The organism is Nitrosomonas sp., from assembly GCA_031316255.1.
Taxonomy (GTDB): Bacteria; Pseudomonadota; Gammaproteobacteria; order Burkholderiales; family Nitrosomonadaceae; genus Nitrosomonas.
Window position 1 is genome coordinate 1,356,591 of record JALDQW010000001.1, and the last position, 18,717, is coordinate 1,375,307.

General features: G+C 44.6%; 23 protein-coding genes and 2 tRNA genes. 23 read left to right on the forward strand and 2 right to left on the reverse strand.

The genetic code is table 11. The annotated features are described in order from the left end of the window. Positions 1-4 precede the first annotated feature (4 nt). Genes rsmD through MRK00_06065 form a run of 3 tightly spaced genes read left to right on the forward strand, consistent with a single transcriptional unit; the run spans position 5 to position 1,317 of the window. The gene (rsmD, locus tag MRK00_06055; protein ID MDR4516936.1) at positions 5-571 is read left to right on the forward strand and encodes a 16S rRNA (guanine(966)-N(2))-methyltransferase RsmD; all 567 of its coding nucleotides are present in this window, start codon (positions 5-7) and stop codon (positions 569-571) included. Then, on the forward strand, positions 564-1,043 hold the full coding sequence (coaD, locus tag MRK00_06060; GenBank protein MDR4516937.1) for a pantetheine-phosphate adenylyltransferase: 480 nt from the start codon (positions 564-566) through the stop codon (positions 1,041-1,043). The genes rsmD and coaD overlap by 8 nt, the downstream gene beginning before the upstream one ends. Before the next feature lie 22 nt (positions 1,044-1,065). Then, positions 1,066-1,317, forward strand: coding sequence for a YfhL family 4Fe-4S dicluster ferredoxin (locus MRK00_06065; GenBank protein MDR4516938.1), 252 nt, complete (start codon positions 1,066-1,068; stop codon positions 1,315-1,317). Positions 1,318-1,356: 39 nt separating this feature from the next. Here the strand turns inward: MRK00_06065 and tsaD are convergent, their stop codons facing one another. After that, positions 1,357-2,382 carry a tRNA (adenosine(37)-N6)-threonylcarbamoyltransferase complex transferase subunit TsaD gene (gene tsaD, locus MRK00_06070; protein MDR4516939.1) on the reverse strand — a complete coding sequence of 342 codons (1,026 nt, stop codon included), beginning with the start codon at positions 2,380-2,382 and terminating at the stop codon, positions 1,357-1,359. Positions 2,383-2,522: 140 nt separating this feature from the next. Between tsaD and rpsU the strand changes: the two genes are divergently transcribed. Next, positions 2,523-2,735 carry a 30S ribosomal protein S21 gene (gene rpsU, locus MRK00_06075; GenBank protein MDR4516940.1) on the forward strand — a complete coding sequence of 71 codons (213 nt, stop codon included), beginning with the start codon at positions 2,523-2,525 and terminating at the stop codon, positions 2,733-2,735. A 91-nt stretch (positions 2,736-2,826) separates the two neighbouring features. Then, positions 2,827-3,273, forward strand: coding sequence for a GatB/YqeY domain-containing protein (locus MRK00_06080; GenBank protein ID MDR4516941.1), 447 nt, complete (start codon positions 2,827-2,829; stop codon positions 3,271-3,273). 105 nt (positions 3,274-3,378) lie between these two features. Here the strand turns inward: MRK00_06080 and MRK00_06085 are convergent, their stop codons facing one another. Then, a complete protein-coding gene (locus MRK00_06085) occupies positions 3,379-3,831 on the reverse strand; it encodes a rhodanese-like domain-containing protein (protein ID MDR4516942.1) in 453 nt (150 codons plus the stop codon). A 99-nt stretch (positions 3,832-3,930) separates the two neighbouring features. On the opposite strand from MRK00_06085, the gene MRK00_06090 reads away from it, so the two are divergent. From MRK00_06090 to MRK00_06175, 18 genes are all read left to right on the forward strand, one after another. Continuing rightward, positions 3,931-4,662: an rRNA pseudouridine synthase gene (locus tag MRK00_06090; protein MDR4516943.1), complete on the forward strand. Its 732-nt coding sequence runs from the start codon at positions 3,931-3,933 to the stop codon at positions 4,660-4,662. A 52-nt stretch (positions 4,663-4,714) separates the two neighbouring features. Then, positions 4,715-5,461 (forward strand): polyamine aminopropyltransferase, encoded by a 747-nt coding sequence (locus MRK00_06095; protein MDR4516944.1) that lies wholly within the window; start codon positions 4,715-4,717, stop codon positions 5,459-5,461. A gap of 181 nt (positions 5,462-5,642) precedes the next feature. Then, entirely contained in the window at positions 5,643-5,843 is a 201-nt protein-coding gene (locus MRK00_06100; protein MDR4516945.1) for a DUF3460 family protein, read from the forward strand. Positions 5,844-6,045: 202 nt separating this feature from the next. After that, on the forward strand, positions 6,046-7,941 hold the full coding sequence (gene mnmG, locus MRK00_06105; GenBank protein MDR4516946.1) for a tRNA uridine-5-carboxymethylaminomethyl(34) synthesis enzyme MnmG: 1,896 nt from the start codon (positions 6,046-6,048) through the stop codon (positions 7,939-7,941). After that, entirely contained in the window at positions 7,938-8,606 is a 669-nt protein-coding gene (gene rsmG, locus MRK00_06110; GenBank protein ID MDR4516947.1) for a 16S rRNA (guanine(527)-N(7))-methyltransferase RsmG, read from the forward strand. Before mnmG ends, rsmG begins: the two co-directional genes overlap by 4 nt. Positions 8,607-8,611: 5 nt before the next feature. Next, positions 8,612-9,370, forward strand: coding sequence for an AAA family ATPase (locus MRK00_06115; GenBank protein ID MDR4516948.1), 759 nt, complete (start codon positions 8,612-8,614; stop codon positions 9,368-9,370). A gap of 33 nt (positions 9,371-9,403) precedes the next feature. Then, on the forward strand, positions 9,404-10,243 hold the full coding sequence (locus MRK00_06120; protein MDR4516949.1) for a ParB/RepB/Spo0J family partition protein: 840 nt from the start codon (positions 9,404-9,406) through the stop codon (positions 10,241-10,243). Between the two features lie 45 nt (positions 10,244-10,288). Beyond that, positions 10,289-10,471: a Trm112 family protein gene (locus MRK00_06125; protein ID MDR4516950.1), complete on the forward strand. Its 183-nt coding sequence runs from the start codon at positions 10,289-10,291 to the stop codon at positions 10,469-10,471. 47 nt (positions 10,472-10,518) lie between these two features. After that, on the forward strand, positions 10,519-11,481 hold the full coding sequence (locus MRK00_06130; GenBank protein MDR4516951.1) for an ADP-ribosylglycohydrolase family protein: 963 nt from the start codon (positions 10,519-10,521) through the stop codon (positions 11,479-11,481). Between the two features lie 199 nt (positions 11,482-11,680). Continuing rightward, positions 11,681-12,628 (forward strand): CoA ester lyase, encoded by a 948-nt coding sequence (locus MRK00_06135; GenBank protein MDR4516952.1) that lies wholly within the window; start codon positions 11,681-11,683, stop codon positions 12,626-12,628. A gap of 140 nt (positions 12,629-12,768) precedes the next feature. Beyond that, entirely contained in the window at positions 12,769-13,950 is a 1,182-nt protein-coding gene (locus tag MRK00_06140; protein MDR4516953.1) for a malate--CoA ligase subunit beta, read from the forward strand. Positions 13,951-13,960: 10 nt separating this feature from the next. Further along, a complete protein-coding gene (gene sucD, locus MRK00_06145; protein ID MDR4516954.1) occupies positions 13,961-14,848 on the forward strand; it encodes a succinate--CoA ligase subunit alpha in 888 nt (295 codons plus the stop codon). A gap of 336 nt (positions 14,849-15,184) precedes the next feature. After that, positions 15,185-15,260, forward strand: a tRNA-Ala gene (locus MRK00_06150). Between the two features lie 45 nt (positions 15,261-15,305). Next, a tRNA-Glu gene (locus tag MRK00_06155) sits at positions 15,306-15,381 on the forward strand. A gap of 410 nt (positions 15,382-15,791) precedes the next feature. Next, entirely contained in the window at positions 15,792-16,214 is a 423-nt protein-coding gene (locus MRK00_06160) for a hypothetical protein (GenBank protein ID MDR4516955.1), read from the forward strand. Between the two features lie 109 nt (positions 16,215-16,323). Beyond that, positions 16,324-16,611, forward strand: a complete 288-nt coding sequence (locus MRK00_06165; GenBank protein ID MDR4516956.1) for a PepSY domain-containing protein — start codon at positions 16,324-16,326, stop codon at positions 16,609-16,611. Between the two features lie 16 nt (positions 16,612-16,627). Further along, positions 16,628-17,314, forward strand: coding sequence for a response regulator transcription factor (locus MRK00_06170; GenBank protein ID MDR4516957.1), 687 nt, complete (start codon positions 16,628-16,630; stop codon positions 17,312-17,314). Continuing rightward, positions 17,311-18,645 carry an ATP-binding protein gene (locus MRK00_06175; protein MDR4516958.1) on the forward strand — a complete coding sequence of 445 codons (1,335 nt, stop codon included), beginning with the start codon at positions 17,311-17,313 and terminating at the stop codon, positions 18,643-18,645. The genes MRK00_06170 and MRK00_06175 overlap by 4 nt, the downstream gene beginning before the upstream one ends. Positions 18,646-18,717 lie beyond the last annotated feature (72 nt).

Sequence of the window (18,717 nt, forward strand, 5' to 3'; positions counted from 1 at the left end):
TGATATGGCGTTAAGTCAGGGAAAGGTACGTATTATTGGCGGACACTGGCGCAGTCGCATCATTACCTTTCCCCGTCGCCCTGATTTGAGGCCCACACCCGACCGGGTTCGCGAAACAGTGTTTAACTGGTTAGGACAGAATCTTGATGGCAAAAGATGTCTTGATCTTTTTGCCGGCAGCGGTGCACTGGGTTTTGAAGCCGCATCACGTGGCGCCGCACAGGTGGTAATGTTAGAATCGGACACAGTTGTTTTTCAGTCGCTGCTCGAGAACAGGAAAAAATTAAATGCGGACCAAATTGAATTGGTGAGGATGGATGCCATGGTTTTCTTAACGACTGATGCGCGTCAATTTGATGTTATTTTTCTTGACCCGCCCTACCGGCTGGATATATTGCCTAAGCTATTACCTAAGTTGCCGCCGCATCTCAATGTGTACGGACAGGTTTATATGGAAGCAATGGATGCTTGGGCACCTGATAAACAATGGTGGATACGACGAAAAGGAAAAGCAGGTAATGTGAATTATCAGTTATTGGAATTGCAGCCAGGATTGGATAATCATGGATAAAGCCGTTTACCCGGGAACCTTCGATCCCATTACGCGTGGTCATGAAGACCTTGTTCGACGTGCAGCACGCCTTTTTGATCATGTCGTTGTTGCCGTTGCCATCAGCAGCGGAAAAAGCCCGTTTTTTTCATTGGAAGAGCGCGTAGATTTGGCGGAACAAGTGCTGTCTGACTGCCCAAATGTTGAAGTCATTCCTTTTTCTGGCCTGTTAATGGATTTTCTACAACAACATAATGCCAGAATCATATTGCGTGGATTGCGCGCAGCATCCGATTTTGAATATGAATTCCAAATGGCAGGGATGAATCGCAGCATGTATCCGGATGTCGAAACGCTATTTATGACTCCGAGTGAACAATATATGTTTGTTTCAGCAACGATAGTACGCGAGATTGCTTTGTTGGGTGGTAAAGCCGATAAATTTGTTCATCCCGTCGTAGCGCAACGCCTGCGCGGTAAGATATTAAAATAACAACACTGTATCAGAGGCTAGAATGGCATTAATCATAACGGATGAATGTATCAATTGCGATGTGTGTGAGCCGGAGTGCCCGAATGGCGCTATTTCCCAAGGCGAGGAAATTTATTTAATTGATTCAAAAAAATGTACCGAGTGTGTCGGTCATTATGACATTCCACAGTGCGTGGAAGTTTGTCCGGTTGACTGTATTATTACCAATCCGGATGTCGTCGAAAGTAAAGTGCAGTTACGTGCAAAATATGAATCGCTAATTGCAAAAAAGTAAATTCACTTTTTTACCGTCTCGCTGATTTCTTTTCGATCTTTAACCGCGTTTTGTCTGGGATAGATCCCACCGGGCGCGTACAGTGAAGCTACCCGTTGACAGAGCGTCCAGTTTGCTTGTCGCTTGCAATCGCAGGGCGCCTGCTAACGCAATCATGGCACCGTTATCGGTACAAAATTCCAATTGGGGAAAAAATACGGTCGCCCCGATTGACGTGGCTTTTTTTGTAAGATGCCGGCGCAATTGCTGATTTGCACCCACACCACCTGCAACAACCAGCTGGCCCAGGTTGGAATTCGACAATGCAGCCAATGATTTTTCAGTTAACACAGTAACAACAGCTTGCTGGAAAGCCAATGCAATATCTGCACGGACTTGCGGGTTCATTTCATGCTTGTTTATCAAGGTCAGCACTGCTGTTTTGAGGCCGCTGAAGCTGAAATTAAGATCTCCGCTATGTAGCATGGGGCAAGGCAGTTTAAACTGCCCGGGGCGGCCTTGTTCAGCAAGCCTTGATAAGGCTGCGCCGCCAGGATAACCCAGTCCGAGCAGTTTTGCCGTTTTATCGAAAGCCTCACCAGCGGCATCGTCCACCGTTTCACCCATTAATCGGTATTGTCCGACATCGTCAACCCGCATTAATTGCGTATGGCCACCGGATACAAGCAGTGCGATGAAGGGAAACTGTGGTGAAGGCGTGGATAAAAGTGGCGAAAGCAAATGCCCTTCGAGGTGATGAATTCCCAATACGGGGATTTTTAAAACGAAACTAAGCGCCGCGCCTATACTGGCGCCGACCAATAATGCACCGGCAAGCCCCGGCCCCTGTGTATACGCAAGGGCATCAACATCATCCAGCCGAAGCTGTGCTCTATGCAATACCTGTTTAATCAGTGGCAGGATACGCCGGATATGATCCCGGGAAGCGAGTTCGGGCACAACACCGCCATATTCGCTGTGCATTTTGATTTGAGAATAAAGTGCATGACTTAATAATCCCTGCGTGGTGTCATACAATGCAATACCCGTTTCATCACAGGACGTTTCAATGCCCAGAATTATCATGGAGAAAAATGGTTTTTTTAAAAAATGTGGTACAATAGCAGGTTTTGGTGTGCTCAGATTTCGTCTGGAATTTTTAACTAACAGAACATCATTTAATAACTGCTATTTTATATTATTTAATTTGGAGATAATGTAGATTTATGACTACGATCAAAGTCAAAGAAAATGAACCTTTTGAAGTTGCAATGCGACGTTTTAAACGCTCGATTGAAAAAACCGGTTTGCTTACAGAATTGCGCGCACGTGAATTTTATGAAAAACCAACCGCAGAGCGCAAGCGCAAGCTGGCTGCAGCCGTTAAGCGAAACTACAAAAGACTCCGTAGTCAACTTTTACCGCCGAAACTCTATTAGAATTTTAATTTCTAGCCATAGCCGCATTTATGGTTATCCGTCTTAAACATCTTAAATCTGAATCTGTGCCGGATGCAGGTCAATTATCATCATGAGTCTAAAACAAAGCATTACTGATGACATGAAAGCTGCGATGCGCGCGGGCGATTCAAAAAAGCGCGACACCATTCGTTTATTACAAGCGGCAATTAAACAGAAAGAGGTAGACGAGCGTATTGAGCTGGATGATGCGGCCATTATTTCAGTAATTGAAAAAATGTTAAAACAGCGACGGGATTCAATTACACAATTTGAAGCCGCGAAACGCCATGACTTGTCAACCGCTGAGAAAGATGAAGTCAATATACTAAGCGCATATATGCCCAAAGCATTCACGAATGAAGAAGTTGATGCATTGATTATGGAAGCGATAGCGTCAACGGGTGCAAATGGAATGCAGGATATGGGCAAAGTTATGGCTCAGTTAAAGCCCAAACTTGCCGGACGCACCGACATGGCCCAAGTGTCTGCAATCGTTAAAATAAAGATTTCAGGTTAAAATTGCCTGTGTTCTATGTTTCCGGCTTTAATCATAATTTTAGTATTCCGGTTACTTCTAAAGCATTTTAACGAATTGATTTATAAATACTTCATCAAATTTGTTTTAGTTTTGTTCCCATGGCAATCCTGCTGCTTTCCAGCCACCTTTTTTACCACGATGTCCTTTTTCATCCTTGTCACCTTCAAAGCCTTCGAGAATATTGTAACTTTCCTTAAAATCAGCGCCAGTCGCAATTTCAGCAGCCTGGCCTGAGCGCGCTCCGCTGCGGCAGATAAATAAAACAGGTCGTTTCTTATCGACATGTTCAGCCAGTTGTCCTATAAAATCAGGATTTGGCCTCATACCCGGATAAGCGCACAATTCTATTTCTTTTGCGCCGGGAACACGTCCCACCCAATCCAGCTCTGCACGGGTACGTACATCTACCAGCTGTGCGTCAATGGATTCCTGCAGGATGCGATACGCTTCCATCGGAAGCAATGCGCCTTTGTAGGGCAATCCCATTTCTCTGGCGCGTTGTTGTGCTTTATTCAAGATTATATCAATAGTTTCCATGAGTGATTTCGTACAAAAAATAAATCGCCGGTTTTGAAAATCTCTATAATAACGTTATTTTGCATAATTCGCTGACCGTTATTGATTTGTTTAAAACTTATGGAAAAAATTCGTTTGTCTAAATTAATGTCAGAACAAGGTTTCTGCTCCCGGCGCGAGGCAGATCGTTATATCGAACGCGGCTGGGTTTTTGTCGACGGAAAGTGTATTTCTGAACTCGGCAGTAAAATTTTTCCATCGCAAAAGATTACCCTGCATCATGCCGCGCAAACACAGCAAACACAATCAGTTACTATTTTACTCAACAAACCTGTAGGTTATGTTTCTGGACAACCCGAACCGGGTTATCGGCCGGCAATTCAGTTAATCAGACCGGAAACACAATTTTGCCATAAACCGCCGTGCAAGCATTTCAAACCGGGACATTTGAGAAATCTTGCGCCGGCAGGGCGGCTAGATATTGACTCTCAGGGTTTGCTTGTATTTACACAGGATGGCCGTATAGCCAAACAGTTGATAGGCAGTGATTCATCGATAGAAAAAGAGTATCTGGTCAGAGTAATTGGTTCTCTTACAGAAGAACAACTGGCGTTGCTCAATTATGGTTTGAGTTTGGATGGAAAAAGTTTGAAGCCCGCAAAAGTTGGCTGGCAAAATAAAGATCAATTGCGTTTTGTTCTTCGCGAAGGCAAAAAACGTCAGATTCGCCGGATGTGCGAATTGGTCGGTTTGCAAGTCACAGGATTAAAGCGCGTACGAACTGGACATGTCGAGCTAGGCAATCTACCCGAAGGCAAGTGGCGCTATCTTGAAGACAGAGAGCATTTTTAGCGACGAAGTTGGATTGAATTTATGCATACGCGTTAAATCAGCAATTTAAACAATGGCAAAATTGACAAAAAAAAGATTGTGCAACAATCCTGAAGTGATCATCAGTGAACAAGAAGGTATACGTGCCTTGCATTTAAACGGCACGATGGTGCAAAGCGCAATGCGGATTTCGGCGCCTAATGCACTGGAGTTGGTATATACGCAGTGTATGATGGGATTTTTATTGTTTCACCCCAAACCCGAGAAGATATTAATGATCGGCCTGGGCGGCGGATCCCTGGCCAAGTTTATCTATCATCATATGACGGACACTTGGATAACAACCATCGAAAACAACCCACAGGTGATTACCGCAGCATTTCAGTTTTTTGAATTGCCGGATGAAAATGAACGTTTTGAAATCATTACAGCTGAAGGTAATCAATATATTGCCGAGCATCCGGAGACAGCTGACATTATCATGGTTGACGGTTTTGATGATGACTATCAGGCCCCATCCTTGTGCAGTCAGGAATTTTACGCAGCAACATGTCGTGCTTTAAATAGAAACGGCATTCTGGTGGTAAATTTGCTCAGTCGCGACAAACAGCTTAAAACCTACTTGCAGCGGATTGGGCATAGTTTTAGCGGTCATATTTTAGCCATGATGGCGGAAATCAAAGGGAATCTAATTGTTTTTGCGTTTAAGAACAACCCTGGAAAACATTCCTGGAAATCCATCAAAAAAAATGCACTCAAACTGGAAGAACAGTTTCCCTTACCTTTTTCAGAATTTATAACAAAATTACAGAGATACTAGAGGCTAACATATTTCTAGTCTGCTCGTTTTTTGTTTGATTCTCCCCTGTGTTGCATTCTTCGCTCAAACTTTTGAATTGGTTTTTAAAAGCGAGCATATCGATTTAGTATCTGATACTGTATTGCAAGTTGATAGTATGATAAAGTGCGTTCTAGAATTATTTTGAACGACGAGAAAAATTATGGATTATAGCTACGAATCTGATCATACTAAATTTATGCGTGAGTTTCTGGAAAAGAATCCGCAACTTCAACAAAAACGCCTGGATGCCAGAAGTGTTTGGTGGGACAAGTCTCTCAACAAGGAAGAGCAAAAACGGTTTAAAGAATCGACTGTGGCGCACAAACCATATGCTTATTTTGGCGCGCAGAACGATGACTAACGTGCATTATTAACTTGATCAGTTTGCCGTTTGCATTAAACGGCAATTCAATTAATCTGAAAGCCGGTTTTTTGACTAAATAGCCGGCTTTTTAATTTATCCGGACTGGAGATTTTCAACTCACACACTAAAATTGTTTCACGTGAAACATACCGGCTCGAATATATTAAAACGGAAATCACTTTACGGTATATCTGGTTGAATGAACGAACGAAATTTTGACATTATTGTTGTTGGTGGTGGCCATGCAGGGACAGAGGCCGCGCTGGCAGCTGCGCGCATGGGATGCAAAACGCTTTTACTTACGCATAATATCGAAACAATAGGGCAAATGTCGTGCAATCCATCAATTGGCGGAATCGGCAAAAGTCACCTGGTCAGGGAAGTTGACGCATTAGGTGGAGTAATGGGTCTTGCGACAGATGAGGCTGGTATTCAGTTTCGCGTGCTCAATTCAAGCAAGGGTCCAGCGGTGCGCGCAACACGCGCACAGGCAGATCGAGTTTTATACCGACAGGCCATACGTAAAAGAATAGAAAATCAAGCTAATCTCTGGGTAATACAACAGGCTGTCGATGATTTGATTCTTGAAAATGATCGGGTAAGCGGTGTTGTGACGCAACTTGGTATTAAGTATTATGCGCATGGTGTTGTTTTGACGGTTGGTACCTTTTTGGCCGGACTGGCGCATATCGGTAAAACAAATTTCAAAGCAGGAAGAGCGGGCGATCCGCCTGCAACTACGCTAGCGCACCGCTTGAACGGCATGAATCTCCCGGTTGGAAGGCTGAAAACCGGAACGCCGCCACGTATTGATGGCCGTAGCCTCGATTACACAAAGTTGAAGGAACAACCCGGTGATTCGCCCACGCCCACAGTTTCATTTATGAGCCATACGGTCAAACACCCGCAGCAGGTGTCGTGCTGGATTACAAATACAAATACAAATACGCATGAAATTATACATGAAGGGCTTTCCGAGTCGCCATTATATACCGGTAAAATTAAAGGTGTAGGTCCCCGATACTGTCCATCGATCGAAGACAAAGTAGTACGGTTCTCTTCCAGGGAAAGTCATTCCATTTTCCTTGAACCCGAAGGTCTCGATACACATGAAATCTATCCAAACGGTATTTCTACAAGCCTGCCCTATGACTACCAAGTCAGAATGATTCATTCAATCGCCGGTCTTGAGAAAGCACACGTTACTCGACCCGGTTATGCGATTGAATATAATTATTTCGATCCAAGAAACCTGAAGCGCTCGCTGGAAACCAAAACGATAAGCGGTTTGTTTTTTGCCGGACAGATTAATGGCACCACCGGTTATGAAGAGGCCGCCGCGCAGGGCTTACTGGCAGGAATTAATGCTGCATTGAGCGCGAAACAGAAAGAAAGCTGGTGCCCACAAAGAAATGAAGCGTATATCGGTGTTCTTGTTGACGACCTTATTACATCCGGTGTAACGGAGCCCTACCGGATGTTTACCAGCCGCGCAGAATACCGTCTGCAATTACGCGAAGACAATGCAGATCAACGTTTGACTGAAATCGGCAGAAAACTGGGACTGATCGATGATGAAAGATGGGAAACGTATGTTCTGAAACGAGAAGCCATAGAAAAAGAGCAAGTACGGCTTGACAGTATTCGCATTTTTCCAGACACAATTCCTGAAAATCAATTAATACCAGTCTTGGGTAAAGCGATTGAACATGAATATACACTGACAGAACTGCTAAGACGGCCAAATGTCACTTATACCAATCTGATGTCGCTACCCGGACTGGCGCCGAAGGGGGTTGCGCCGCAGGTTGCCGAGCAAGTTGAAATTCAGACCAAATATCAAGGCTATATCAAGCGCCAGCAAGAGGAAATTAGCCGGCAATTGCAATACGAAACAACAGCATTACCTGCAGATATTGATTATTTCCAAGTTAAGGGGCTGTCGAATGAAGTACAGCAAAAATTAAATCAGCACAAACCAGAAACAATCGGTCAAGCCAGCAGAATATCAGGGGTTACGCCCGCTGCAATTTCCTTGCTGCTAGTGCACCTTAAACGTGGATTTAATGTCTCAAGCAAAAAACAACGTGCATGAATTTGTCCGAACAAGTAGAACAGAGCTTGTTTGCTTTAAAAAATCCTGCGCTCATGCATGATTTGCTGGCTCAGGAGCAAATCATTCAGTATCTTATGCTGATAGAAAAATGGAACAAACGGTATAATCTAACGGCAATCAAGACAGTCGAAGATATGCTGCACCAGCATATTATGGATAGTCTTTCTGTTATTAATCATCTCTACGGTCCGGTGATCGTAGATGTCGGTACAGGTGCAGGGTTGCCTGGAATACCCATCGCTATTGCACGGCCAGACTGGCAGGTGATATTGATTGAAAGTAATCAAAAAAAGACGGCTTTTTTACAGCAAGTTAAGATTGAACTTAAACTTGATAACATAGCAATCATGCCACAACGTATTGAAAACACGTCAATTAAAGTAAATATTGACACAATTGTTTGCAGGGCCTATGCAAGTCTGGGCACTTTTATACAATCGACGCGGCATTTGATTTCATCGCAGAATAATCAATGCCGATGGATCGCAATGAAAAGCAATTGTGCAGTGCAAGAACTTACTGAGGTTACAACTCCCTTTTTTGTTGAAAACACTGTGCCGCTAATTGTTCCGGGTCTTTCTGCAAAGCGGGAGTTGATAATCATCCGGCAATCGACAAAACCTGTCGCAGAAGATCAGGAGTGACAGACTTGACAAAAATTCTGGCAATTACCAATCAAAAAGGTGGTGTGGGTAAAACAACGACAAGCGTTAATCTGGCCGCAAGCCTCGCTGCGGCCGGTAGGAAAGTTTTATTGATCGACCTTGATCCACAAGCAAATGCAACAATGGGCAGCGGAACCAATAAACAGACTGTGCGACAAACTGTGTACCAGGTTTTGCTCAATGAAATAGAGATCAGCTCTGTCCGCATTAAAAATTTACAAACCAAATACGATCTGATTCCTTCAAACCGCGATTTGGCGGGTGCTGAAGTTGAAATGGTAACGTTTCCCAAAAGAGAAATGCGGTTAAAATCGGCGCTATCCCAAATAGAAGAAGAATACCATTTCATCATTATAGATTGCCCGCCGGCACTCAATCTTTTGACGCTCAATGGGTTATGTACTGCGCATGCAGTCATGATTCCAATGCAGTGTGAGTATTATGCGCTGGAAGGACTGAGCGACTTGGTCAATACAATAAAAAAAGTACGAGCGAATTTTAATCCGAGGCTTCGTATTGAAGGATTGTTACGCACCATGTTTGATCCAAGAAATATTCTTGCACAACAGGTTTCTGATCAATTGCAGCAACATTTTGGCAGCAAAGTCTATCGTACCGTTATTCCAAGAAATATACGATTGGCCGAAGCGCCGGGCTTTGGTATTCCTGTGCTCTATCACGACAGACAATCAAAAGGCGCTAAGGCATATCTCGAACTGGCAAATGAAGTGCTCAATGTTTGATTGACCAGAAACAGACTATGTAAGGAAAAAACTATGGCAAAACTTAAGGGTTTGGGAAGAGGCCTGGATGCATTGCTTTCAAGTAATGAGGCCAGTGAAATGACCCCTGACAAGTTGCAGGATCTTGATATTACATCGCTTAAACCCGGCAAATACCAGCCTCGCACCAACATGGACCAGACAGCACTGGCACAACTGGCCGAATCCATAAAGTCGCAAGGCATCATGCAGCCGATACTGGTTCGCGCTATCGGTGTGGAGAATTACGAAATCATCGCCGGTGAAAGGCGGTGGCGTGCCGCCCAATTGGCAGGGCTTGACGAAGTGCCTGCGATCATCCGCGAAGTTTCTGATGACACTGCACTGGCAATTTCTCTGATTGAGAATATTCAGCGCGAAAATCTGAATCCGCTTGAGGAAGCTATGGGTATTCAACGCCTGATTGATGAATTTGGTATGACGCATCAGACTGCTGCAGAAGCGCTGGGCAATTCGCGCAGTTCGGTAACCAATCTTTTGCGCTTGTTGAATTTGTCTGAACCGGTACAGGCGCTCATGATGCAGGGTAAAATCGACATGGGCCATGGCCGCGCCCTGCTTGCATTGACACCTGATCAGCAAATCAAAATTGCCAATATGATTGTGCTGAAAAAACTTTCGGTGCGTGAAACCGAAAAACTGATTCAGCAGCACAATAAGCCAGCGATTCGTCAAGCTCAAAAAACAGACCGTGACATTTTGGCGCTGCAGGAAGCTGTTTCAGAAAGACTGGGTGCGCAGGTCGTCATTAAATCCGGTAAAAAAGGATGTGGCAATGTTGTCATTCATTACACAAGCCTGGATCAATTGGATGATATACTGAGTAAGCTATAAAATGAACAATACAATAAGAATAATGACCAGATAAAAAGGAATATTATGGATACAAAGTTACTCGATATTCTGGTATGTCCGCTCTGCAAGGGACCTTTGCTTTATAAAAAACAGGATAACGAACTGATTTGCAAACCGGATCGCCTGGCTTTTGCAATCAAGGATGGTATACCGGTTATGCTTGAGGACGAGGCGCGCAGAATACCAGATGAAGTAGAGATTACCTGAAATCATTGATTTACATTACTTTTTATCAAAAATAAACAGGTTTTACAATGAATTCTAATATCAGGCTAACACCACGTATTGCGGCAATTATAGGTGCACTGGTAGCCGATGCGGCAGCGCTCGGGCTGCACTGGCTCTATGATCCCGCACGAATTGCCGAACTGGAAAAGACAAAAGGACTAACTTTTTTACAGCCCGATGTTGAAAATTATGCCGATGTGAAAGGTTTTTTTGCACATGGTAATAAAGCTGCTGGCGATTCATCCGGGTATGGTGAAATTTGCCTGCTCATCTTGAATCATGTTGCAGCACACGGTGAATTCAAACGGGTAGCATATCAGACTGAATTCAGAGGATTTTTCGGTCCAGGAGGAACCTATGCCGGTTATATCGATTCGCCTACACGTCAGACACTGCTTAAACTGATTCCGTTAATACCGGATGATTTTCCTGAAGTTTCCGGTGCCGACGATGACCAGTTCGCAGCCTTGGCAACTGTACCGGTAATCACCGCCACACACAGTGGATCACAGGACGATCTACTAGAAAAAATTGAGACCGTTGTGCGTCTAACCAATAATAACGATGATGCGGTAGCGGCTGCAAAATATTCGGCATCCGTTTTATCCGCCGTTCTAGAAGGCAAACCGGTCAATGAAGCCTTGATACTTGCATTGCCGCACGCCGGTGAAAAGCTAAAACCATTGCTGAATGAAGCGCTGAGCACAGAATCGTTGAACAGTATTGAAGTTGCAGAGCGCTTTGGTTCGGCATGTCATGTACTCGAAGGCATACCCGTTATCGCTCATATCGCATTACACGCAACTGGCTATCAGCAGGCGGTAGAAGCGAATATTCGTGCCGGAGGAGACAGTTGCGGACGCGCCATTATGCTGGGTGCAATTGCAGCGGCTCACGCAGAATTGCAGAATAAAGCAACAATTCCGCTAGCCTGGCTGGCAAATTACAAAAAACTTCCAATCGCTGCGAAAGTCTGTGCACAACTATAGTGCGTTTATCGCTTCAAATAAGTGCGTCGGTTGACAAATAAATCGGCAAATACTGCATTGTTAAAATCACATAGACATCGGATGTTATAATCACAGGTTTATTGGTTATTCCGGAATGGGATTATGTAAAACAAATAAACACCAATAACGCTTGCAATCCATAGATTGGTATAATTATTCAATATTTCAGGGAGAAAAAATGAGTCACACGCTATATGAAACAAAAATACAACGGGTACAACGCTGTGAACTGGCGGTTCCAGGTTCAAGCCCGGAAATGTTTGAAAAAGCATTAAAAAGCGGTGTGGATTTTGTTTTTCTTGATCTCGAAGATGCAGTTGCGCCAGATGACAAGTTGCAGGCCCGGAAGAATATTATTCAGGCGATTAACGATCTAGACTGGAAAGGTCACGGTGTTACACTGTCGGTACGTATTAACGGACTCGATACACAATTTATGGTTCGCGACGTGGTCGACCTTGTTGAACAGGCCGGCGCAAAAATAGACACTTTACTTATTCCAAAAGTTGGCGTGTATTCAGATGTTTATATGGTTGAAGCGATGGTTAGTCAACTGGAAATGCAGCAGGGATTGAAAAACAGGATCGGTCTCGAAGCGCTCATTGAAACCGCTCTAGGTATGGCAAATGTTGAAGATATAGCACGCAATGGTTCATATGGAAGACTGGAAGCATTGCACTTTGGTGTTGCGGACTATGCAGCCAGTAACCGTGCACGAACCACCAATATCGGTGGCCTCAACCCGGATTATCCGGGCGACCAGTGGCATTTTGCCATCAGCCGTATGACGGTTGCATGCCGTGCATATGGATTGCGTCCTATCGATGGTCCGTTTGGCGATATCAAGGACCCGGATGGCTACAAACTGGCTGCACGACGAGCGGCAGCACTGGGTTGCGAAGGTAAATGGGCTATTCACCCAACGCAAATCGCGCTGGCCAACGAAGTCTTTACGCCCCCCGAAGCCGAAGTCGAAAAAGCCAAGCGCATATTGGCCGCTCTAAAGGAAGCTGCCGCACTCGGCAAAGGCGCAGCAGCACTCGATGGCCGCTTGATTGATGCTGCATCGGAAAGAATGGCCAATAATGTGGTGAGAATAGCCGACGCTATCGCTGCAAGAAAATAAGTTTATTGTTAAGGCCGCGTTAAGCGGCCTTTTTCATTCAACAAATAATTAAACTTAAAATATACGTTGATTAACTAAAAAACATGGTTCTGAGCTTAGTTCAACCATGATAAACAAATGCGATTGATGAGGAAATCGAATTGAATATTCATGAATATCAAGCAAAAGAAATTCTCGCGGGTTACGGCGTCAAAATAGCTGAAGGCGGCATTGCCTACAGCGTTGAAGAAGCTGCGCAACGCGCGAGAGAAATAGAAGGAGATGTCTGGGTCGTCAAAGCGCAGATTCATTCGGGTGCGCGTGGCAAAGCCGGCGGCATCAAAGTTTGCAAGGCGCATAATGAAGTCGAGGCTGCCGCAGAAGAGTTGCTCGGAAAAACATTGGTCACCCATCAAAGCGGACCGGCGGGTAAACTGTGTTCCCGTGTGTATATCGAAGCCGGCACCAAAATTGCCAAAGAGATTTATCTGTCATTTTTGATTGACCGGAGTACCGAGCGCGTAATCATGGTCGGTTCGGCGCAGGGCGGGATGGAAATCGAAACACTGGCGAAAACGAATCCGGATGCCATTATCAAAATCTATATCGAACCGGCTGTCGGCCTGCAGGATTTTCAGGCGCGCAAAATGGCGTTTGCTCTGGGACTTGATTCATCGCTGTTAAACCATGCAGTTAAGACCATCAAAGGCTGTTACCGTGCATTACGCGATCTTGACGCCAATATCCTGGAAATCAATCCACTGGTCGTTTCGGCCAATAACGAAATTATTGCACTCGACGCCAAAATGGCATTTGATGAAAATGCGTTATACCGGCGTCATAAAATCGCTGAACTGCGCGATAACTCACAGGTCGATCCACGTGAAGTGGCTGCTGCCGAGGTGGGTTTGAGCTATGTCGGCCTGGATGGGGATATAGGCTGCATGATCAATGGCGCCGGACTTGCGATGGCGACAATGGATATGATCAAACTTGCAGGCGGTGAACCCGCCAACTTCCTCGATGTAGGGGGTGGCGCGTCTGCGGAAAGAACTGAAAAAGCGTTTCGTCTGGTACTTGCAGACAAAAATGTCAAAGCCATGCTGGTCAATATTTTTGCCGGCATTAACCGTTGTGACTGGATTGCCGAGGGCGTAGTACAGGCAGTTAAAAATATCGGCATGCAGGTGCCATTAGTGGTGCGTTTATCCGGGACAAACGTTGAAGAAGGCCGCAAGATCATAGCAGACAGCGGAATGGAAATAATTACAGCAGATACCCTGGCGGAAGCCGCAGAAAAAGTTGTGGCTGCACGTAATCAGGTTGTTGCACAAGAAGGCTAGGGAGTACAAAGTGGCGATTTTAATTGATGAAAATACACGCATTATTGTTCAGGGTTTTACCGGAAAAATTGGTACTTTCCATGCACAGGAGATGATAGATTACGGCTCAAATGTTGTCGGCGGTGTAACACCCGGTAAAGGTGGTCAGACACACCTGGGCTTACCGGTTTTCAATACCGTTAAGAAAGCGGTACAACAGGTCGGCGCAGAAGCCAGTATTGTATTCGTACCGCCCGCATTCGCAGCGGATTCAATTATGGAAGCTGCTGACGCGGGTATTAAATACTGTGTTGCCATAACCGATGGCATTCCTACACAGGATATGATGACCGTCAAGAACTTTCTGCGCCGGTTTCCGAAGGAAGAACGCATGATGTTGACTGGACCAAACTGTGCCGGAACGATTAGTCCAGGCCGTTCCATGTTGGGGATCATGCCGGGTCATATTTATGCGCGGGGTAATGTGGGCGTCGTGGGACGTTCAGGTACACTGGGATATGAAGCTGCCGATCAAATGCGGCTTCTGGGTATCGGTATTTCAACCGCTGTGGGTATTGGTGGCGATCCCATCATAGGCAGTTCTCATCTTGATGTTCTGGAAAAACTGGAGCAGGACCCGGAAACAAAGGTGGCGCTAATGATCGGCGAGATCGGTGGTCCGATGGAAGTCGACGCGGGCATTTTCTTCAAGGAAAATATGACCAAACCGCTGATTGCATATATTGCCGGTCTTACCGCACCCGAAGGCCGCCGTATGGGACATGCCGGCGCGATTATTTCATCAGCGGGTGAAAGCGCCGCTGAGAAAGTTGCATCGCTCAAGGAGCTTGGCGTTACCATCTGCCCTACCCCATCGCTTATGGGACAAACTGTCGCTGAAGTGATGGCCAAAATGTAATAGCAGGCAATCCGTGTAAATACCTTCTTTAACCGGCAAAGGGTATCCATACGTTTGGATACCCTTTATTGATTGGAATCAGGGCTTCTTCTGTATACGCGTGATGAGCGCATAAACTATGGGAAATTTCCCAAAATACCTAACAAATGCGATACCGACCATGTCGGATTTTATCCTCTTGTATTTAACTTTTTAGATTAAACCCATCAAACTCATCCGATAACAGTTACCTTGGCGGCCACAGGATAAATAACGATACACAACAAGCGGCAGCAGCTTCATAGAATTACTTTACTTTGACGTCTTGCATCAGTATAATCCTTGTTCCTTTGATCAGGGGGTATAGCTCAGCTGGGAGAGCGCTTGCATGGCATGCAAGAGGTCAGCGGTTCGATCCCGCTTATCTCCACCAGTTTCTTGTTAGATGATGCTATATTGGTAGTAATCAGTTCTTTTGGTCCCCATCGTCTAGAGGCCTAGGACATCGCCCTTTCACGGCGGTAACAGGGGTTCGAATCCCCTTGGGGACGCCATATAAAACAAAGGCTTGTTTAAAATGCAAGCCTTCTGTCTTTGGCGCACAATTCTATTCTTTCTGGAAATTTTATTTTTAATAATCAGTACTTTCTGAATTGGTCACGTACATATTTAAAATGTAGCGCCAATTGCTGCCTGTTTGAATACGGCAGTCGTCATTACTCGATTCGTTTTGATACACTGTTTGTCCGTACTGTTTCTCAGCCGCTTTTCCGTTTTGCCATCCATAACATTTCCTTTTTTTATATTCAGTTTGCATTCATGTTTTCCTGCGTATAGTTAAATCACCAGGCACGAGTACGTCATACATCAAGATTGCCTGGTTAATGAACGTGTCAGTAAATCCGGCAATATCAATTTGATAGAACACGAGTCTATATTTTTAACGATTAAACGGAGGTTTCCAATGAAAACCAGAACAATAACCCCGGTAAATATGTTGCTGTTGATAATGTTGATTGGATTGGTCTTGGCGATACCTGTTACGGTTGAAGCGAGCAGAGGGCATCATCGGTATGGTCATTCGCATAACCATCACTATTATGGTCATGGACATTCTCACCATCACCGCCATTACAAAAAGCACTATTACAACCGACATAATCCATATTATAGTGGATACAATCGAATTTACAGTCCGCCACAACGTTACTACAATCGTCCTAATTACAACAGGCCCTACTACAATCAACAATATTATAATCCTCGGCCAGCCTATGGCTATCGACCGAACATGATCAGTTACCCGCCAGCAGCAGGTTATGGCTATCCACCCAATGTATCGCTTGGTATTAATACCGGAAATGCGAGCTTTATGTTACGCTATTGACCAATAAAGCACCTGCAAGGAGACAAAAGGTTTCTCCATGCAGGTCTTGCTTGAATTCAATATGTCAGGCAATCTATTGTAATCCAATGGCGCATAAAGCTACTTTTTCATGAATAGACTGCAAAAATTTCTGATTACTTTCTTGATAACCTGCCTTCCAATAAATGTCATGGCCGAGCGGCAAGACCAAACCGCAAATTTTTATAAAACAAGTAATCAACAGGCCAATATTTCGCAACAGAAAGCGATATCGATTGCACAGCGGCATATCAAAGGCCGTGTTTTGGATATAAGGCGTAACGATGGAGTATACCGCGTTAAAATACTGAGCGATCAAGGCTCGGTTCATGTCGTACAGGTCAGTGTTATTGACGGAAGTATTAAAACAGGTCATTAATTTTGGCTGAAAATGTATGCGTATTCTGGTTATTGAAGACGAGATAAAACTGCAGGCACAGATTCGCCAGAAACTGGAATCGGCCGGTTATATGGTTGATGTTTGCGGTGACGGCAAAGAAGGCCTATACATCGCTCATGAATATCCTTTGGATGCTGCAATTATAGATATTGGTTTACCCGGTATATCGGGACTTGAAGTGATCAAAACACTGCGTGATCAGGGCAATTTGTTACCTATTCTAATATTGACGGCAAGAGATAGCTGGCAGGACAAAGTAAAGGGACTGGAGATTGGTGCAGATGATTATTTAACGAAACCGTTCCAAATGGAAGAATTGCAAGCGCGGCTCAAGGCTCTGCTCAGACGCGCGACGGGAATAACCGGCTCCTCCCTCAAATGTGGTCCTATTGCAATTGATGTTTCAACGCAACTCGTAACCCTCAATGAACAAAAGGTAGATCTGACTACATTTGAATATCGCCTGCTTGAGCATCTGATCAGACACCAGGGTACAGTGTTGTCCAAACAGGTTTTAACCGATTATCTTTATCCGCACGATGAAGATCGTGACAGTAATGTCCTTGAAGTTATGGTCGGTCGCTTACGGCGAAAACTTGATCCCACTGGCAGTTTGAATCCCATCGAAACATTACGCAGCAGGGGATATCGTTTCACGATAGCATGCGATAAAACGTCATGATGTCATTGAACAAACGCATATTGATAAGCGCTACTCTGGTTTTGCTTGTTTTTATTGTAGGCATTGCGTTAGCGCTGGACAGGGCTTTTCATGACAGCGCACAGCTGGGTGTCCAGGATCGTATGCTGGCAAGACTGCTTATGTTGATGGGAGATGCAGAAGTTGACGATAACGGAAAACTGGAAATGCCGACCAATCTGCTTGATACGGAATTCAGTCGACCCGACTCAAACACCTATGCATTTATCATTGATCATCATAAAACGATTGCCTGGAAATCGACATCGGCGTTAAATAAAAAAATTCCTGAGCTTTTGCTTTTAGACAAAGGTGTAAAAGAATTCAGTCAGGTTACCATTAACAACGAATTTAATTTTATCTACCGTTTTGGTGTCGCATGGGCCACTGAAATGGGCAGTTTTCCGCTGACATTTAATGTTGTAACAGATACAGAACTGTTCGATGCGCAGATAGAGCGTTACCGCGAAGACCTCTGGGGTTGGTTGAGCATTATGACCGTGTTGCTTTTGATAACGCAAATGCTGGTGTTACGCTGGGGTTTGCAGCCCATGCGCCAGGTATCAATTGAGCTATCGGCAATTGAATCCGGTAAACAGGAAAATGTAAAAGGTATTTATCCAAGTGAATTGAAATTGCTGACCGATAGCATTAATTCATTAATTAATCACGAACGAAAGCAGCAAAAGCGCTATCGCAATGCGTTAGCTGATTTGGCGCATAGCTTGAAAACACCCTTAGCCATCCTTCAAGGTGCAGCGACAATTCAAGATAATGAGTTGGAGGAAAAAACAATTCGTGAGCAAATTGATCGTATGGACAATATCATCCAGTACCAGTTACGCCGGGCGGCAACAGCAGGAAGCTCTCCCGGAATGCGTCCTATCATGCTGTATCCTGTTGTCGACCGTATTGTCAATACTGTGCGAAAAGCCCATCATGAGAAAAATCCGGAAATAACGATGGCGCTTGATAAAACCATCAGTCTGCGTATCGATGAAGGCGATTTGATGGAGCTGCTCGGCAATCTGGTCGACAACGCGTTCAAGTGGTGTAATCAAAAAATTATGGTATCCGCACGGCAAGACCAGGATCGTATTGTTATCCAAGTCAAAGACGACGGCCCTGGCATTGCACAACATGAAATTGCCAGAATTCTTGAACGCGGCGTGCGTGCCGACCAGTCAATTCCTGGGCATGGCATCGGCCTTGCCATTGTGCGTGACATCATACAAGTCTATGGCGGTGATTTGTCCATAGAAAAAAATATTCCGAAAGGCGTATGCATAACGATTTATTTAAATGCCAAATAAGCATTAAATTTTTTTAGATAATCCCTTTTTGAGGGAAAAATAATTACAACTGAAAAATCCTCAGAAATAACA

Coding starts and splice junctions, on each gene's coding strand:
- rsmD (MDR4516936.1), top strand. CDS start 5: ATGGCGTTAAGTCAGGGAAAGGTACGTATTATTGGCGGACACTGGCGC.
- coaD (MDR4516937.1), top strand. CDS start 564: ATGGATAAAGCCGTTTACCCGGGAACCTTCGATCCCATTACGCGTGGT.
- MRK00_06065 (MDR4516938.1), top strand. CDS start 1,066: ATGGCATTAATCATAACGGATGAATGTATCAATTGCGATGTGTGTGAG.
- tsaD (MDR4516939.1), bottom strand. CDS start 2,382: ATGATAATTCTGGGCATTGAAACGTCCTGTGATGAAACGGGTATTGCA.
- rpsU (MDR4516940.1), top strand. CDS start 2,523: ATGACTACGATCAAAGTCAAAGAAAATGAACCTTTTGAAGTTGCAATG.
- MRK00_06080 (MDR4516941.1), top strand. CDS start 2,827: ATGAGTCTAAAACAAAGCATTACTGATGACATGAAAGCTGCGATGCGC.
- MRK00_06085 (MDR4516942.1), bottom strand. CDS start 3,831: ATGGAAACTATTGATATAATCTTGAATAAAGCACAACAACGCGCCAGA.
- MRK00_06090 (MDR4516943.1), top strand. CDS start 3,931: ATGGAAAAAATTCGTTTGTCTAAATTAATGTCAGAACAAGGTTTCTGC.
- MRK00_06095 (MDR4516944.1), top strand. CDS start 4,715: ATGGCAAAATTGACAAAAAAAAGATTGTGCAACAATCCTGAAGTGATC.
- MRK00_06100 (MDR4516945.1), top strand. CDS start 5,643: ATGGATTATAGCTACGAATCTGATCATACTAAATTTATGCGTGAGTTT.
- mnmG (MDR4516946.1), top strand. CDS start 6,046: ATGAACGAACGAAATTTTGACATTATTGTTGTTGGTGGTGGCCATGCA.
- rsmG (MDR4516947.1), top strand. CDS start 7,938: ATGAATTTGTCCGAACAAGTAGAACAGAGCTTGTTTGCTTTAAAAAAT.
- MRK00_06120 (MDR4516949.1), top strand. CDS start 9,404: ATGGCAAAACTTAAGGGTTTGGGAAGAGGCCTGGATGCATTGCTTTCA.
- MRK00_06125 (MDR4516950.1), top strand. CDS start 10,289: ATGGATACAAAGTTACTCGATATTCTGGTATGTCCGCTCTGCAAGGGA.
- MRK00_06130 (MDR4516951.1), top strand. CDS start 10,519: ATGAATTCTAATATCAGGCTAACACCACGTATTGCGGCAATTATAGGT.
- MRK00_06135 (MDR4516952.1), top strand. CDS start 11,681: ATGAGTCACACGCTATATGAAACAAAAATACAACGGGTACAACGCTGT.
- MRK00_06160 (MDR4516955.1), top strand. CDS start 15,792: ATGAAAACCAGAACAATAACCCCGGTAAATATGTTGCTGTTGATAATG.
- MRK00_06165 (MDR4516956.1), top strand. CDS start 16,324: ATGAATAGACTGCAAAAATTTCTGATTACTTTCTTGATAACCTGCCTT.
- MRK00_06170 (MDR4516957.1), top strand. CDS start 16,628: ATGCGTATTCTGGTTATTGAAGACGAGATAAAACTGCAGGCACAGATT.
- MRK00_06175 (MDR4516958.1), top strand. CDS start 17,311: ATGATGTCATTGAACAAACGCATATTGATAAGCGCTACTCTGGTTTTG.